18 protein-coding genes are annotated in these 15,408 nt (G+C 70.9%); 4 read left to right on the top strand and 14 right to left on the bottom strand.

Translation table 11 applies throughout. The features are described 5' to 3' along the window. The first annotated feature begins 16 nt into the window (after positions 1 to 16). A complete protein-coding gene (locus DMA15_RS20570) occupies positions 17 to 1,693 on the top strand; it encodes a threonine/serine exporter family protein (protein ID WP_125514252.1) in 1,677 nt (558 codons plus the stop codon). A 29-nt stretch (positions 1,694 to 1,722) separates the two neighbouring features. On the opposite strand, the gene DMA15_RS20565 is transcribed toward DMA15_RS20570, so the two are convergent. The 8 genes from DMA15_RS20565 to DMA15_RS20530 all read right to left on the bottom strand — a co-directional run bounded on the left by DMA15_RS20565 (position 1,723) and on the right by DMA15_RS20530 (position 9,058). After that, a complete protein-coding gene (locus tag DMA15_RS20565; RefSeq protein ID WP_125514251.1) occupies positions 1,723 to 2,403 on the bottom strand; it encodes a VTT domain-containing protein in 681 nt (226 codons plus the stop codon). Between the two features lie 172 nt (positions 2,404 to 2,575). Next, positions 2,576 to 3,334, bottom strand: coding sequence for a MerR family transcriptional regulator (locus tag DMA15_RS20560; RefSeq protein ID WP_125514250.1), 759 nt, complete (start codon positions 3,332 to 3,334; stop codon positions 2,576 to 2,578). 143 nt (positions 3,335 to 3,477) lie between these two features. Further along, the gene (locus tag DMA15_RS20555) at positions 3,478 to 4,269 is read right to left on the bottom strand and encodes an ABC transporter permease (RefSeq protein ID WP_125514249.1); all 792 of its coding nucleotides are present in this window, start codon (positions 4,267 to 4,269) and stop codon (positions 3,478 to 3,480) included. Beyond that, entirely contained in the window at positions 4,266 to 5,210 is a 945-nt protein-coding gene (locus DMA15_RS20550; RefSeq protein ID WP_125514248.1) for an ATP-binding cassette domain-containing protein, read from the bottom strand. The genes DMA15_RS20555 and DMA15_RS20550 overlap by 4 nt, the downstream gene beginning before the upstream one ends. 80 nt (positions 5,211 to 5,290) lie before the next feature. Further along, entirely contained in the window at positions 5,291 to 5,932 is a 642-nt protein-coding gene (locus DMA15_RS20545) for a PadR family transcriptional regulator (RefSeq protein ID WP_125514247.1), read from the bottom strand. A gap of 34 nt (positions 5,933 to 5,966) precedes the next feature. Then, complete coding sequence (locus tag DMA15_RS20540; protein ID WP_125514246.1) at positions 5,967 to 6,518, bottom strand: DinB family protein; 552 nt, start codon at positions 6,516 to 6,518, stop codon at positions 5,967 to 5,969. Between the two features lie 132 nt (positions 6,519 to 6,650). Next, positions 6,651 to 8,108 (bottom strand): aldehyde dehydrogenase family protein, encoded by a 1,458-nt coding sequence (locus DMA15_RS20535; RefSeq protein WP_125514245.1) that lies wholly within the window; start codon positions 8,106 to 8,108, stop codon positions 6,651 to 6,653. Between the two features lie 86 nt (positions 8,109 to 8,194). Continuing rightward, entirely contained in the window at positions 8,195 to 9,058 is an 864-nt protein-coding gene (locus DMA15_RS20530) for a helix-turn-helix transcriptional regulator (RefSeq protein ID WP_125514244.1), read from the bottom strand. Between the two features lie 314 nt (positions 9,059 to 9,372). Here DMA15_RS20530 and DMA15_RS20525 point away from each other — a divergent pair, with 314 nt between their 5' ends. After that, positions 9,373 to 9,861, top strand: coding sequence for an ATP-binding protein (locus DMA15_RS20525; RefSeq protein WP_125514243.1), 489 nt, complete (start codon positions 9,373 to 9,375; stop codon positions 9,859 to 9,861). A 35-nt stretch (positions 9,862 to 9,896) separates the two neighbouring features. On the opposite strand, the gene DMA15_RS20520 is transcribed toward DMA15_RS20525, so the two are convergent. From DMA15_RS20520 to rpmG, 5 genes are all read right to left on the bottom strand, one after another. Further along, on the bottom strand, positions 9,897 to 10,136 hold the full coding sequence (locus DMA15_RS20520; RefSeq protein WP_208609624.1) for a DUF397 domain-containing protein: 240 nt from the start codon (positions 10,134 to 10,136) through the stop codon (positions 9,897 to 9,899). Positions 10,137 to 10,432: 296 nt separating this feature from the next. Further along, complete coding sequence (rpsR, locus tag DMA15_RS20515; protein WP_125514242.1) at positions 10,433 to 10,672, bottom strand: 30S ribosomal protein S18; 240 nt, start codon at positions 10,670 to 10,672, stop codon at positions 10,433 to 10,435. Between the two features lie 3 nt (positions 10,673 to 10,675). Next, entirely contained in the window at positions 10,676 to 11,806 is a 1,131-nt protein-coding gene (locus DMA15_RS20510) for a GTP-binding protein (RefSeq protein ID WP_125514241.1), read from the bottom strand. Between the two features lie 11 nt (positions 11,807 to 11,817). Beyond that, complete coding sequence (locus DMA15_RS20505; protein ID WP_030785827.1) at positions 11,818 to 12,063, bottom strand: type B 50S ribosomal protein L31; 246 nt, start codon at positions 12,061 to 12,063, stop codon at positions 11,818 to 11,820. A 5-nt stretch (positions 12,064 to 12,068) separates the two neighbouring features. Then, positions 12,069 to 12,233: a 50S ribosomal protein L33 gene (rpmG, locus tag DMA15_RS20500; RefSeq protein ID WP_125514240.1), complete on the bottom strand. Its 165-nt coding sequence runs from the start codon at positions 12,231 to 12,233 to the stop codon at positions 12,069 to 12,071. Between the two features lie 71 nt (positions 12,234 to 12,304). Between rpmG and rpmB the strand changes: the two genes are divergently transcribed. Both rpmB and rpsN read left to right on the top strand, forming a co-directional pair. Next, entirely contained in the window at positions 12,305 to 12,541 is a 237-nt protein-coding gene (gene rpmB / locus DMA15_RS20495) for a 50S ribosomal protein L28 (RefSeq protein ID WP_125514239.1), read from the top strand. A gap of 3 nt (positions 12,542 to 12,544) precedes the next feature. Next, complete coding sequence (gene rpsN / locus DMA15_RS20490; RefSeq protein WP_125514238.1) at positions 12,545 to 12,850, top strand: 30S ribosomal protein S14; 306 nt, start codon at positions 12,545 to 12,547, stop codon at positions 12,848 to 12,850. A gap of 38 nt (positions 12,851 to 12,888) precedes the next feature. Here rpsN and DMA15_RS20485 read toward each other — a convergent pair whose 3' ends face one another. Then, complete coding sequence (locus DMA15_RS20485; RefSeq protein WP_125514237.1) at positions 12,889 to 15,189, bottom strand: FUSC family protein; 2,301 nt, start codon at positions 15,187 to 15,189, stop codon at positions 12,889 to 12,891. Positions 15,190 to 15,408 lie beyond the last annotated feature (219 nt).

The raw sequence follows: 15,408 nt of genomic DNA, 5'->3' as shown, positions 1-15,408 counted from the left end.
GTAAGTGAGGGCACCAGTGGCCGAGCATGAGGCCGAGGACCGAAAGCCTCAGTCGGACGAGGCCCGCAGCGCGTTCGTGCAGCCCAGCGGGGTGGCGCCGCAGCCGCAGGCGCCGGAGGACGAGTCCCAGACCACCTCCGAGTTCGCCCTCCCCACGGGGCTCCCGGCCCCGTCGCCGTCGACGACGCAGGAGACCGAGAAATCGGCGTTCACGACGCCGAACACCTACAGCGCGCGCAACGCCCCGCCGGCCTTCACACCCGCGCAGGGCATCCCCCTGGTGAAGCTCACCAAGGAAGTGCCCTGGCAGGACCAGATGCGCACGATGCTGCGGATGCCGGTCACCGAGCGGCCCGCTCCGGAGCCCGCGCAGAAGCAGGGGGACGAGGCCGGGCCCGCCGTACCGCGCGTGCTCGACCTGACGCTGCGTATCGGGGAGCTGCTGCTCGCCGGTGGTGAAGGCGCCGAGGACGTCGAGGCGGCCATGTTCGCCGTCTGCCGCTCCTACGGCCTGGACCGCTGCGAGCCGAACGTGACGTTCACGCTGCTGTCGGTCTCCCACCAGCCCTCGCTCGTGGAGGACCCCGTCACGGCCTCGCGGACCGTGCGCCGCCGGGGCACCGACTACACCCGGCTCGCGGCCGTCTTCCACCTGGTGGACGACATCAGCGACCCGGACATCGACGTCTCCCTGGAGGAGGCCTACCGCCGTCTCGCGGGCATCCGCCGTAACCGTCACCCCTACCCGGGATGGGCCCTCACGGCCGCCAGCGGCCTCCTCGCGGGCTCCGCGTCCGTGCTGGTGGGTGGTGGCGCCCTGGTCTTCGTGGTGGCCGCCGTGGGCGCGATGCTCGGCGACCGGCTCGCCTGGCTGTGCGCGGGGCGCGGGCTGCCGGAGTTCTACCAGTTCGTGGGTGCCGCGATGCCGCCCGCCGCGATGGGCGTGGCGCTGAGCTTCGCGCACACCGAGGCGACGATGGCCTCCGCGGTCATCACCGGTGGGCTCTTCGCGCTGATCCCGGGGCGGGCGCTGGTGGCGGGCGTGCAGGACGGGCTGACCGGCTACTACATCACCGCGGCGGCGCGTCTGCTGGAGGTCATGTACCTGATCGTCGGCATCGTCTGCGGTGTGCTGCTCGTGCTGTCGCTCGGCGTGATGCTGGACGCGACGAACCTGACTCCGGAGACGCAGTTCGGCGTGACGTCGTCGCGGCCCGTCATCCAGATCCTGGCGTCGATGGCGCTGAGCCTGGCCTTCGCGATACTGCTCCAGCAGGAACGTCACACCGTGCTGATGGTGACCCTCAACGGCGGCATCGCCTGGGTGATGTTCGGTGCCCTCGCGCAGACCCCGCTGGCGCTGTCCCCCGTCGCGGCGACGGCCATCGCGGCCGGTCTCGTGGGCCTGTTCGGGCAGCTCTTCTCGCGCTACCGGTTCGCGTCCTCACTGCCGTACGTGACGGCCGCGATCGGGCCGCTGCTGCCCGGCAGCGCCACGTACTTCGGGCTGCTGGCCCTCGCGCAGAACGACCTCAACACGGGCATGAACTCGCTCACCAAGGCCGTCGCGACGGCGCTCGCCATCGCGATCGGCGTGAACCTGGGGAGCGAGATCTCCCGGCTGATCCTCAAGATCCCCGGGGCGGCCACGGCGGAGAACCGCCGGGCGGCGAAGCGGACCAGGGGGTTCTGACCCCGCGACCGGGGGTCTGCCCCCGGGGGTCAGCGCTTCGCGTGCCGGCCGCGCTGGGCCGGGGGCGCGCCCGCGGCCGAGGCCGCCTTCTTGGACTTGCCCCGGGCCCGCAGGAACTCGATGGCGATCGGCACCACCGAGATGAGGACGATCAGGATCAGGATCGCCTCGATGTTCTTGTGGACGAAGTCGATGTTGCCGAGCCAGGCGCCGAGCAGGGTGACGCCCGCGCCCCACAGGACGCCGCCGATGATGTTGAACGTGATGAACGAGCGGTACCGCATGCCGGAGACGCCGGCGATGATCGGCGTGAACGTACGCACGATCGGCACGAAGCGGGCCAGGACCAGCGACTTGGGGCCGTACTTCTCGAAGAAGTCGTGGGCCTTGACCACGTTCTCCTGCTTGAAGAGCTTGGAGTCCGGGCGGTTGAACAGCGCCGGGCCGACCTTCTTGCCGAAGAGGTAGCCCGCCTGGTCGCCGAGGATCGCGGCGATGCAGATCAGCAGGCAGGCCAGCCACAGCGGGGTGTCCAGCTTGTGCGTGGTGATCAGCAGGCCCGTGGTGAACAGCAGCGAGTCGCCCGGCAGGAAGAAGCCGATGAGCAGGCCCGACTCGGCGAAGACGATCACCAGCAGGCCCCAGAGGCCGAACTGGTTGAGCAGGTAATCCGGATCCAGCCAGCTTGGTCCGAGCGCAAGCGTCGTCACGGTTCCGGGCTCCTGAGGGTGAGGGGGGGGCGGTGCGGCGGCGGGTGCAGCCGCCCAAAGTTATCAACGCCGGGCGGCGGGGCCAGGTTCCACCGTCCCATGTAGGAGCACGGTAAGGGGCATTCTCCCGGATAACGCCCCTTACCGACTGTCTCACCGACCCCCTTGCCGCTCAGGCGTTACGCGCGGCGTTCGCCAGGATCGCGTCCCGCATGTACACCGCGAGCCCGGGGCGGATCGCCTCGTAGAACGCGGTGAAGCGTTCGTCGGCGACGTACATCTCACCGAGGCAGGTGTGCGTCTCGTGCGCGCACTCGTAGTGGTACCGGCTGATGAAGAGACGGTGCTCCTCGGCGCCGTCCATCGCCTCCCGGGAGTCGGCGGCGTACCCCTCGGCGAGCAGGTCGCCCATGCGGGCGTGGATCGCCGAGAACTCGTCGTTGATCCGCTTCCAGTCGTCCTTGGTGTACGAGGCCGATCTGCGCTGCGACTCCCGGTAGGCCTCCGTGTCGCCCCAGCGCTGCTCGACCTCCTGTGCGTACTGCTCGGGGTCGGCGTCCCCGAAGACCTCGAACTTCTCCTCGGGCGTGAGGTTGATGCCCATCTTCTTCGCCTCCATGGCGGTCTCGACGGCGGCGGCCATCTCCTGGAGCTTGGCGATCCGGGCGGTCAGCAGCTCGTGCTGGCGGCGCAGGTGCGCGCGCGGATCCGCCTCCGGGTCGTCCAGGAGGGCCGCCACCTCGTCGAGGGGGAAGCCGAGCTCCCGGTAGAACAGGATCTGCTGCAACCGGTCCAGGTCGGTGTCGCTGTAGCGCCGGTGACCCGCGTGGCTGCGCCCGCTGGGCACGAGCAGGCCGATCTCGTCGTAGTGGTGCAGCGTGCGCACCGTCACCCCGGCGAAACCGGCGACCTGTCCCACGGAGTAGCCCATGGCTTCCGCCCTTCCTTCTCGGTACGCGGATCAGCCTGCGTCCTCACGTCGCGTGAGGTGCAAGCCGATACCGCGCAGGCCCCGCCCGCCACTCGCCGAGTGCCGCTGCTCGCCGGGTGCCGCTAGTCGCCGAATGCCCTTACTTACTTGCTGAGTGCCGTGAACCTGCGTACCGCCAGTGGCAGGAAGATTCCCACCAGTACCACGGGCCACAGCACCGCCAGGAGACCCGCCTGATCGGCCGCCCAGGACGTGCCGGCCACCCCGGGGTCGTTGCCGAAGAGGTCGCGTACGGCGGTGGCGGTCGCGGACATCGGGTTCCACTCGACCACGGCACCCAGCCAGCCCGGCATGTTCTGCGGGACCGTGAAGGCGTTGGAGAGGAAGCCGACCGGCCAGACCAGGATCTGCACGGCCGCCACCATCTCCGGCCTGCCCGCGACCATCGCCAGGTGGATGCCGATCCACAGCATCGCGAACCGCAGCATGAGCAGCAGCCCGACCGCCGCGAGGACGGCGGCGAACGAGCCGTGCCAGCGCCAGCCGATCGCGACCCCCACCGCCATCATGACCAGCAGCGAAACGAAGGACTGGAGCATGTCGGCGGCCGAGCGCCCGACGAGGACCGCTCCGTTGGTCATCGGCATGGACCGGAAGCGGTCGATCACGCCCTTGTTCAGGTCCTGGGTGACCGCGACCATCGTGGCGTCCAGGCCGAAGACCATCGTCAGGGCGAACATGCCGGGCACCAGGAACTCCGCGTACTGCCCCGCGATGCCCTTCCCGCCGCCGATCAGATAGGTGAACATCAGCAGCATCATCACCGGGAAGACCAGGCCCACCAGGACCTGCACCGGCTGCCGCGCCCAGTGCGCCAGTTCGCGGCGCGTCATGGTCCAGGAGTCGGTGGCGATCCAGCTCATCGACGTACTCATACGGCCTCCGTCTCCTTCGGGCGTCCGGTCAGGCTCAGGAACACCTCGTCCAGCGTGGGCCTGCGCAGCGCCACGTCCTCCGCGTCGATCCCCGCGTCCCGCAGCGCCCGTACGACGCCCGTCAGCGCCTCCATCCGGTCGGTGACGGGCGCGGAGGCCAGCCTGCGGTCGGCGTCCACGGTGGCGCCCTCGGGCAGCAGCTCGGCCGTGCGCGCCAGCTGGGCCGCGTCCCGCACCACCACGTCGATGCGGTCGCCGCCGAGGCGCTCCTTCAGGCCGTCCGGCGTGCCGTCCGCGACGACCCGGCCGCCGTCGATCACCGAGACGCGGTCGGCCAGCTGATCGGCCTCCTCCAGATACTGCGTCGTCAGCAGCACCGTCGTACCGCCGCCGACGAGCGAGCGCACCGACTCCCACACCTCGGCGCGGCCCCTCGGGTCCAGGCCCGTGGTGGGCTCGTCGAGGAAGAGGACCTCGGGGTCCGTGATGAGCGAGGCGGCGAGGTCCAGGCGGCGCCGCATGCCGCCGCTGTACCGCTTGACCGCCTTGCGGCCGGTCTCCGCGAGACCGAACCGCTCCAGAAGCTCGTCGGCCCGCACGCGCGCGTGGCGCGCGCCCAGGTGGTGGAGGCGTCCGAACATGTCCAGGTTCTGGCGGCCGCTCAGTTCCTCGTCCACCGCCGCGTGCTGGCCGAGCAGGCCGATGCGCCGACGGACCTCGTCGGGCCTGCGCCGCACGTCGTGCCCCGCCACCTCCACGCGCCCCTCGTCGGCCCGCAGCAGGGTGGCGAGCACCCGTACCGCCGTGGTCTTGCCCGCGCCGTTGGGGCCCAGCACGCCGTGCACCGTGCCGCTTCCGACCCGCAGGTCGAGGCCGTCCAGCGCGGCCTTCTCCCCGAACCTCTTCCGTACGCCTTCGACGATGATCGCGTCCGCCGCCATCCGACTCCCTCGTTGATCATGTAGTCAAACTTGACTAGGTGGGCGAAGATAGCGGAAGGCCCAGCATTCGTCAAACTTGATTACTTGTGGTCCCCGGCGTGCGGGGCACCTGTCCCGAACGGGTTCTCCTCGCCGTCGGCGAGCACCCCGACGAACGGGTCGCCCTCACCGGCGAAGGTGTAGGCGCCGCCCTTGATGCGGGCGATCAGGCCCTCGGTCCACTCCGCGCCGGTGTCGGCCGAGTGCACCCAGTAGTTCATGATCTCGCCGATGTGGCCCAGCTGGCCGGGGCCTTCCTCGGGCGTGTAGTACTCGGTGACGGAGGCCCGCCACTCCTTCATGCGGCTCACGCGCTCCTCCAGGAGGGCCACCGCCTCCTCGCGCGGCAGGTCCACCATGAAGCCGAGCGCCGCCGTGAGGACGTCCGGCCGCTGGTCGTACGTGGTCAGGGACTCACGAACCAGCGAGAGGTACTCCTGGGTGCCCTGGTCCGTGATCTCGTACTCCGTGCGCGGCGGGCCGCCCGCCGTCGAGGGGGCGACCTCGTGCGCGCGCAGCAGTCCCTGCTTGGCCAGCTGCTTCAGCGCGTGGTAGATCGAGCCCGGCTTGGCGTTGGACCACTCGTGGGCGCCCCAGTACTCCAGATCGTTGCGGACCTGGTAGCCGTGGGCGCGGCCGTGCTGGCGCACGGCCCCGAGAACCAGTAGCCGGATCGCTGACATTCCTGCACCGCGCCTTCCGATAGCCCCCCAGTCATCAATTTTGACTAGAGTATCCCTGCTCCAGCGCCACCAGCTCAAACGCCGTTCTGCCGTCCAGGGATTCGCGGACGATGTCGGCGTGGCCCGCGTGCCGGCCGATCTCCTCGACGAGGTGGAGCATCAGCCAGCGCATCGACACCTCGCCGCCCTTGGGGAACCAGGGCGCCTCGGGCAGCGGGAAGGTGTCGTCGAGGCTCGGCACCGACCGGATGAACTCCTCGGTCTCGCGGGCGACCCGGTCCCAGAACGCCAGGGTCTCCGCGAGCGTCTCGCCCTCCACGAGGCGGAAGCTGTCGCCCCAGGTCGCCTCGGTGCGGGCCCTCTCGTTCGGCTTGCGCTGGGCCATCCGCAGCCAGTTCAGCTCCGTCTCGGCGACGTGCTTCACCAGCCCCGACAGGGACAGCTCACTGGCGCTCGGCCGCAGGGCGGCCTGCTCGTCCGTGAGCCCGAGCACCGAGCGGCGGATGCCGCCGCGCTGGGCCTCCACGAAGGCGATGAGGGCGCCGCGCTCGTCGCCGCGCGCTTCCGAACTGACGTGGGTGACCATGATGTCCGCCTTCCCGCAGGGGTCGAGTTCCGCCGGGCTCCGGCTTCCCTCCCGACACCTCACAAGCTACGGACCCTTGCGGTCAGCTTCTGTCCGCAAGGGTCCGGCGAAAATCCACGGCGGCGGTACGTCTCAGAACGGGAAGCGCGAGCGTCCGTGCTGTACCGAGATCCACTTCTGCGTCGTGAAGGCGTCCACCGTCGACTCGCCGTTCAGCCGGCCGATGCCGGAGTTCTTCTCGCCGCCGAACGGCACGATCGCCTCGTCGTGCACCGTGCCGTCGTTCACGTGGATCATGCCGGTCCTGACGCGCTTGGCGAGCCGTACGCCCCGCTCGATGTCGGCCGTGTGCACCGCGCCGCTCAGGCCGTACGGGCTGTCGTTGGCGATCCGTACCGCCTCCTCCTCGCCGTCGAAGGGCAGGATCAGGGCGACGGGCCCGAAGATCTCCTGGCCGAGGACCGGGGAGTCGGCGGGCAGGTCCGTCAGGACGGAGGGCGAGACCACGTTGCCCTCGGTGCGGCCGCGCAGCAGGGCCGTCGCGCCCGCGGCGACCGCCTGCTCGACGACGGCCGAAACGGCGTCCGCCTGCGAGGAGTTGATGAGCGGGCCGATGTGCGTACCGGGCTCGGCCGGGTCGCCGACCTTGAGCGAGGCGGTCTTGGCGACGAACTTCTCGGTGAACTCCGCCTGCACCGACCGGTCCACGAGGATGCGGTTGGCGGCCATGCAGACCTGGCCCTGGTGGACGAAGCGGCTGAAGACCGCGGCGTCCACGGCGTAGTCGATGTCGGCGTCGTCCAGGACGATCAGCGCGCTGTTGCCGCCCAGCTCCAGGATCGCGCGCTTGAACTGCGAGGCGCAGACCATGGCGACGTGGCGGCCCACGCGGTCCGAGCCGGTGAAGGAGATGATGCTCGGCACCGGGTGCTCGATCAGGGCGTCGCCTATCTCGGCTATGTCCGTGATGACGACGTTCAGCAGGCCGGGCGGCAGTCCGGCGTCCTCGAACACCTTGGCCACCAGGCTGCCGCCGAGCACCGGCGCGTTCTGGTGGGGCTTGAGGACGACGGCGTTGCCGAGGGCGAGGGCCGGGGCGACGGACTTGATCGACAGCAGGAAAGGGAAGTTGAAGGGGCTGATGACGCCGACCACGCCCACCGGGACGCGGTAGAGGCGGTTCTCCTTGCCGTCGCCCGGGGAGGGCAGGATCCGGCCCTCGGAGCGCAGCGCGAGGTGCACGGCCTCGCGCAGGAACTCCTTGGTGAGGTGCAGCTCGAAGGCGGCCTTGAGCCGGGTGCCGCCCAGCTCGGCGATGATCGCCTCGGTGATCTCGTCCTCGCGGTCCTCGATGATCCGCAGGGCGCGCTCGAAGACACCGCGCCTGGCATAGGGGTTGGTGTCGGCCCACTCCCGCTGCGCGCGCTCGGCGGCGCGGTAGGCCTGGTCGACCTCTTCGGCGGTGGCGACGGTGATGGACGCCAGCTTCTCGCCGTTGTACGGATTGAAGTCGATGATGTCCCAGGAGCCCGACCCGGCTTTCCATTCCCCGTCGATGTACTGGTGAGCCAGGTCAGTGAAGAAGGACATGAGACGGACCCCTTGCCGCGGCAGCAGACGGAAGCAGATACCCGATCAGTGTCAGACATCTGAGGTCACGTCATAGTACTTATGTTTCAGGTGAGTTGAAGCAGTCCGCGCAGAAGGTCACGGCTGTCCGCCGGATCCGGGCTGTCCTTGTGCAGCTGCGCCGCCACCCGCTCGTACTGGGCGACCTCCTCCGCCTTGTCGAGATAGAGCGCGCCGGTGAGCTGCTCCACGTACACGACGTCGGAGAGGTCGGACTCCGGGAAGCTCAGCATGGTGAACGCGCCGCTCTCGCCCGCGTGGCCGCCGAAGCTGAACGGCATCACCTGGAGCGTGACGTTCGGCCGCTCGGAGATCTCGATGAGGTGCTGGATCTGCCCGCGCATCACCTCCCGGTCGCCGTACGGGCGCCGCAGCGCGGCCTCGTCCAGTACGCAGTGGAAGCGGGGCGCGTGCTCGGAGGCGAGGAGCTTCTGGCGCTCCAGACGCAGGGCGACGCGGCGCTCGATCTCGGCGTCGCTCGCGCCCTTCATGCCGCGCGCGACGACCGCGTGGGCGTACGCCTCCGTCTGCAACAGGCCGTTGACGAACTGCACTTCATAGACGCGGATCAGCGAGGCCGCGCCCTCCAGGCCGATGTAGGTCTGGAACCAGCCCGGCAGGACATCGGAGTAACTGTGCCACCAGCCCGTGAGGTTGGCCTCCTTGGCAAGCGAGAGGAGTGCGCCGCGCTCGGCCTCGTCCGTGACGCCGTAGAGCGTCAGGAGGTCCTCGATGTCCCTGGACTTGAAGCTCACCCGTCCCAACTCCATGCGGCTGATCTTCGATTCGGATGCGCGGATCGAGTAGCCGGCCGCTTCGCGGGTGATGCCCCGGGATTCTCTGAGGCGCCTCAGCTGCGAGCCCAGCAGGATGCGCCGTACCACCGAGCCACTCGACTCCCCTGCGGTCACTTCGCTCAATCCTCCCCATCGACTGGAAGCCAGCAGTCTGCCATTAAACGCTCCGGGCCGTACTCGTTCGGTTACAGAAACGGAAAGCCTCCGAAAGGCCTCCACAAGAATCCGTCGGAAGAAATGGGCAAGAACTGGCACGGGAGCCACCAAGTCCGGCGCGTGCACGTGCATCTGCCCTTGCATCTGCCCGACGCATTCGGAACCATGGTCCGCGCGCCACCGCTGTACCGACCGTGTACCACCCGCACCATCGGCGACCGACCGCGCCACCGCTCCATCGCTACGTACCGCGAAACCGGGGAGTGCCTCGCATGGGGACGAATGGATCGACCATGCTCGAGCCGTTAAGGCAGGGGCTTCCTCCGCTCGACCCCTCGGCCGTCTCCGGCACCGCCTCCGTCGCACTGCCCGCCCGCTATGAAGCGGTGGGCTGCGCACGGCAGTTCACCCGCAAGACGCTCGGGCAGTGGAATCTGGACGAGCGCTTCGACGACATAGCGCTCGTCGTCTCCGAACTCGTCACCAACGCCCTGCGGCACGCGCTGCCCGCCGACACCCCGCGCGAGCAGCTGGACCCGCCCGTGCGGCTGCACATGATGCGCTGGTCGTCCCGTCTGGTGTGCGCGGTGCGCGACCCCAGCGACGAGAGCCCGGTGACGCGCGACACCGACGACGACTTCTCCGCGGAGTCGGGCCGCGGCCTGTTCCTCGTGGAGTCCTTCAGCGACGGCTGGGGCTGGCACCCGCTCGCCGGAACGCTGCGGGGCAAGGTGGTCTGGGCGCTGTTCCAGCTGGGCTGAGGGCCCGGGGGGCGCGTGCGCGCGTGTTCGCGTACTCAACCACCGATCAGGTGGTCGAACTCCCCGTCCTTCATGCCGAGCAGCATCGCCTCTATCTCCGCGCGGGTGTAGACGAGCGCGGGCCCGTCCGGGAAGCGCGAATTGCGTACGGCGACGTCGCCGCCCGGCAGCTTCGCGAACTCCACGCAGGAGCCCTGCGAGTTGCTGTGCCTGCTCTTCTGCCAGACCACCCCGTGAAGCTCCGTGGCCGCCATGCCGTTCATCGCGTGGTGCACAGATCGCTCCCCGGTGGTGCAGTGCCTTGAGTGGCTCTAGATGCGGTGGCTCTAGATGCGGTGGTCTAGATGCAGTGGTCAACTGTCCCGGATCATAGCTGTGTTCACATGCTGATGCATGGGCAGATGCACGTGCACGTGGGGTGGTGCCTTGATTACAGCTCCGCCGGTCCACCGTGCACTAGAAACAGACGCGCACCGCGCCGGATGTGTTCCGTCCGAAAGGCGGAAAACAACCGGCGCGGTGCGACGGGGGGAAATGGAGCGACGGGAGTGGGAAGCGGAGAGAGGGAATATCAGCGCGCGGTGCCGTACGGCAGGAGCGCCATCTCGCGGGCGTTCTTGACCGCGGCGGCGATCTGCCGCTGCTGCTGCGCCGTCACGCGCGTGACCCGGCGGCCGCGGATCTTGCCGCGGTCCGAGATGAACTTCCGGAGCAGATCCGTGTCCTTGTAGTCGATGTACGTGATCCCGAGCGCGTCGAGGGGGTTGGGGCGCGGCTTCTGCGGGCGGGCGGGGGCCTTGCGGGGGGACAAGGGTCAGACCTCCAGGAGGGTGTCGAAGGCAGGGGGCAGGTTCTTCCAGGCGTCGCGCCCGGCGGCGTACTCCTCGTCGGTCAGCAGGCAGGACTCCAGGACCTGTTCGAGGCCCTCGCGGTCCAGGCCCGGCGAGGTGAACACCAGGTGGTTGCAGCAGTCGCCGTGCTCCGGGTGCCAGTCCATGGCGGCGGCCGCGCGGCGCATCGGCGGGACCATCTCCCACGCGGCGTCCGGCAGCGAGGCGAGCCAGGGCCCGGCGCTCTCGACGCACAGCGCGCCGCCCGCCGCGTCCCAGCCGAGCAGCGTGTCCGGGTGGTCGGCGAGCCAGAACCGCCCCCGGCTGCGGGCGGCCGCGCAGGTCAGATCCTCCAGCGCCTGGTACAGCCGCTCCGGGTGGAAGGGCCGCTCCCGGTGCCATACGAAGGTGGAGACACCGCACGCGTCGGCCTCGGCCGGCAGCAGCGCGCAGGCCGGGTGCTGGGCCGCCGCGGCCGCCTCGACGTCGAAACCGGCGAGCGCGGCCCCCGCCAAGTCGCCGTGGCCGATCGGGACTTGGCGGGCCGTCGGGTGGAGCTGGGCGAGGAGCGCGCGGTCCTCGTCGTCGGCCTCGGCGGAGTCGGCGACGGCGAGCACGGGGGCGTATTCGAGCTGGCGCGCCCAGGTGTCGGCGACGGTGCGCTGGTCGGTGGGGGCGGCGGCGAGGCCGGCCTCCATGAGGTCGTCGCCGTTGCCCAGGTAGGGCAGGAGCAAGGCGGGGTCGACCGCCGTGACCACGCCGCCGAGCGCGATGCCCTCGCCGCCGTGCGCGGCGATGACCTCGGCCATGGCCTTGGGCTCGACGGAGCCCCACAGCTCGACGACCGCGAGCCGGTGCAGACCCGCGTCGGCGAGCCGCCGCAGCTCGGGCACCAGGTCCTCGCGGAGCGCGCAGCACGCGCAGTCGTTGACGAGGGGGGCCTCGCCGGAGGAGAGCGCGCCGGTGGCGTCGCGCACGGTGCGTACGACGGTGCCCCGCACGGCGGTCGACAGGTCGTGGTGGAGGGCGACGCTGCCGGGGACGGTGGCGAGGAGGTGGTCGACGGCCGCCTTGCGGGCGTCCGCGTGGAGGCCGCCGACGATCACGGTGTCCATCGGGCGGTCCATCAGCGCTTACCGAAGCGGCGCTCGAAGCGTTCGACGCGGCCCGCGGTGTCCATGACGCGTGCCGTCCCCGTGTAGAAGGGGTGGCTCGCGGACGAGACCTCGACGTCGATGACCGGGTAGGTGTTCCCGTCCTCCCACTCGACCGTCTTGGGGCTGGTGGCGGTCGACCGGGTGAGGAAGGCGAAACCGGCGGCCTTGTCGCGGAAGACGACGGGGGCGTACGGGGGGTGGATGTCCTTGCGCATGGCGGTCAGCGCTCCTCTCGGAAGTCGACGTGGCGTCCGGCCATCGGGTCGAACTTGCGCAGCGTGAGGCGGTCGGGGTCGTTGCGGCGGTTCTTGCGGGTCACGTAGGTGTAGCCGGTTCCGGCCGTGGAGCGGAGCTTGATGATCGGGCGGAGTTCGTTGCGGGCCATGTGGCTAGTATATGAAAACGACTCCCGTTTTCAATTGCGGGGTCCTTCCATCGACCGAGAGGTGCGTCACCATGTCCGCCCACTGCCAGCTGACGGGCGCGAAGCCCGGCTTCGGCAACCAGATCTCCCACTCCCATCGGCGGACCTCCCGCCGCTTCGACCCCAACGTCCAGCGCAAGCGGTACTGGCTGCCGAGCGAGGGCCGGTACGTGCGGCTGCGGCTCAGCGCGAAGGGGATCAAGACCGTGGACTCCCTCGGGGTCGAGGCGGCGGTCGCGCGGATCCGCGCCCGGGGCGGGAAGGTCTGAGCGATGGCGAAGAAGAGCAAGATCGCGAAGAACGAGCGGCGCCGGGAGATCGTCGCGCGGTACGCCGCGCGGCGGGCCGAGCTGAAGGAGATCATCCGCAGGCCCGGCACGTGGGATGCCGAACGGCTCGCAGCCCAGCGGGAGTTGGCGCGTCAGCCACGTGACGCGAGTGCCACGCGGGTGCGGAACAGGGACAGTGTCGACGGGCGGCCGCGCGGGTATGTGGGGGCGTTCGGACTGTCTCGGGTGAAGTTGCGCGAGCAGGCGCATGCCGGGTTCCTGCCGGGGGTGCGGAAGTCTTCCTGGTAGTTGTGGCCGTGCCGATGGGGTTGTAGCGGCGGGGGGGGCTAGCGCTGGGGGCCGGGGCCGGGGTCGGTTTTGGGCGTTGGGCCGGGGCCGGAACCAGGGCCGGGATCAGGGCTGGGGCCCGGGCCCGCATCGGGGGCCGGGGAGCGTGAGCCGTCCAGGAGCATGGGGGGTGCGGGCGTGTTCAGGGCGTCGGAGAGTTCCTCCAGGGTGGTCAGGAGCAGGCCCGCCCCCTTGCGGACCACCCGGTCGGGGACGCCCTCGCCGTCCCACTCCGCGAGGGCCGCGCGGACCGCCTCCCAGTCGGGGACGCGGCGTTCGCGTACCGCCTTCGCGCCCTGTTCCGTCGACTTGCGCAGCGCCTCGGCCAGGCGAGCCGCCGCGGGGACGGGCGTCGCGTCGCGCTCCGGGAGATGGGCCTCCATCAGCATCGCCACGCGGCCCAGCTGGGCCAGGGCGTCCTCGGCTTCCGTGGCCGCGGCGCGGGAGAGACCGCGGTGGCGCACGGGTTCGTTCTCGGCGCGGGCCGTCGCCTCCTGCCAGGCGACCCTGGCGTCCCTCGCCGCGAGCAGGGCCTCGCGGACGTCGGGGCAGGCCTTGCCCGCCGGATGCGCGTAGTGGTCGACGACCGCGGCGGCGTAACGGCCGTCCGCGATCAGCCAGTCGGCGAGGCGGGTGCGCAGGCGCGGGGTCTCCCACGCCGGGTACAGCGCGTACGCGATCATCGCCAGGACGCCGCCGATGAGCGTCAGGACGACGCGCTCCGGGACCGTCTGCGTCCACTGTTGGCCGCCCATGCCGAGCAGGAACACGACGTACGCGGCCACGCAGGCCTGCGCCGCCACCTGCCCCGTGCGCATCAGCAGGTACATCAGCCCGGCGCAGACCACGGCGAGCGCGGCGGACAGGCCGGTGCGGGGGTGGATCAACTGGACCAGGCCCGTGGCCAGCGCCACGCCGACGAGGGTGCCGCCGAAGCGGGCCACGGCGCGGGAGTACGTCTGGGAGAAGTCCGGGCGCATCACCATGACCGAGGCCATGGGGGCCCAGTAGCCGTGGCCGAACGGGAGCCAGGTGCCGAGGAGATAGCCCGCGGCGGCCACCGCGGTGACGCGGACCGCGTGCCGGGTGACCGGGGAGTCGTGGCGCAGGGCCGCCACCCGCATGGCGCGCAGGGCGGTGGGGGCGAGGGCGAAGAGGGTGGGGCGGAGGAGGGGGGTCGGTGGGGAGGGGGTGGTGGGGGGCTGCTGGGTGGTGGGGGGCGTCCGGTCGGCGAGGGGCTGCTGGCCGGTGGGGGTGGAGAGGTGTGGGGTGGAGAGGTGTGTGAGGGGGGAGTGCGAGTGGGAGGGGGCGGGCGAGGTGCCGCCCGCTGTCTCCACTACGTCCCTCAGGAGCGCCCCCAGGCGAGTCGCCGCGCGGTACGCCGGACCCGTGAGGATCGCCCCCGTGTCCGGGGTCTTGAGCGTCCCCAGCGCCGCCGGGGGGATCCGCACCGGCTCCCCGTGGCGGATCGCGCGGGCCGCCGCGTCCAGGACGGAGGCCGCCGCGGCGAGGAGTTCACGTACGCGGTCGCGTTCTCTGCCCTCAGGCGGGACGCCCACCGCCGGGTCGGCCAGGGAGGCGAGGACCGGGCGGATGCGTTCGGCCACGCCCCGCGCGCCGTGCAGTTCGGCGGGGCGGGTGCGGGCCTGGCGCGGGGTGATCGTCGCCGCGGCGCGGGCGGCCATCAGGGGCTCCGGGTCGAAGGGGGCCACGGGGTCGTGCCGGAGCCTGCGTGCGTAGTCCGCCTCGGCGGCCAGCGCGTCGGCGAGGGCGTCCCGGTGGGCGCCCCATCTGCGTACGGGGAAAAGGACCACCAGGGCCGCCTGTACGAACCCGCCCACGACCATCATCGCCGCGTGGCCCGCGGCGCCGGCGGCCGAGGTGGGGATGGTGACCGTGACCAGCATGATCGCCACGTTCGAGGAGGCGATGATGCCGACGGTCGGGCCCGCGGCCCAGCTCAGGCCCGCCAGGAGGGTCCACAGGGAGAGGAGGGCGAGGAAGAGGAGGGGGTGGGAGCCGGTGAGGTAGCCGAGGAAGGTGGAGACGGCGAGGCTCGTGCCGGAGGCGAGGGCGAGTTCCGGGCGGGGGCGCCAGCTGCGCTGGAAGGTGGCGATGGCTGCCTGGTACGCGCCGAAGGCGGAGCTGGCGGCCACGGCTGGGCCGAAGAGGGTGAGGCTGAGGCCGATGACGATCGCCAGGCCTGCGGCGGCGCGGGCGGCGACCAGGGGTTCGAGGCGTTTACGCTCCACGGTCAGGCCTGAGCGGGCTGTCTCTTTCAGCGCTCGGAGCCAGGTCACTCTGTGATGATACGGGGCATATCGGGCGGGCCGGGGTGTGGGCTGGGCTGGGGCGTGGGGCGGGTGTCGTGCCTTGGGGTGGGGTTGGCGGGGGTGCGGTGCCGTGCCGTGCCGTGGAGGTGGAGCGGCCCAGGGGGGCGTGGGGGCTCGGCGCCTGTCGGCGGGGTCGCGGTTCGGTGCTGGGATGTCGGCCCGGTCGGCCATGGGACAGGGCGCATG

It is taken from the genome of Streptomyces sp. WAC 01529, assembly GCF_003945545.1.
Classification (GTDB): domain Bacteria; phylum Actinomycetota; class Actinomycetes; order Streptomycetales; family Streptomycetaceae; genus Streptomyces; species Streptomyces anatolicus.
The sequence above is the reverse complement of the archived record's forward strand: the minus strand, read 5'-3'. Positions and strand labels throughout refer to the sequence as shown.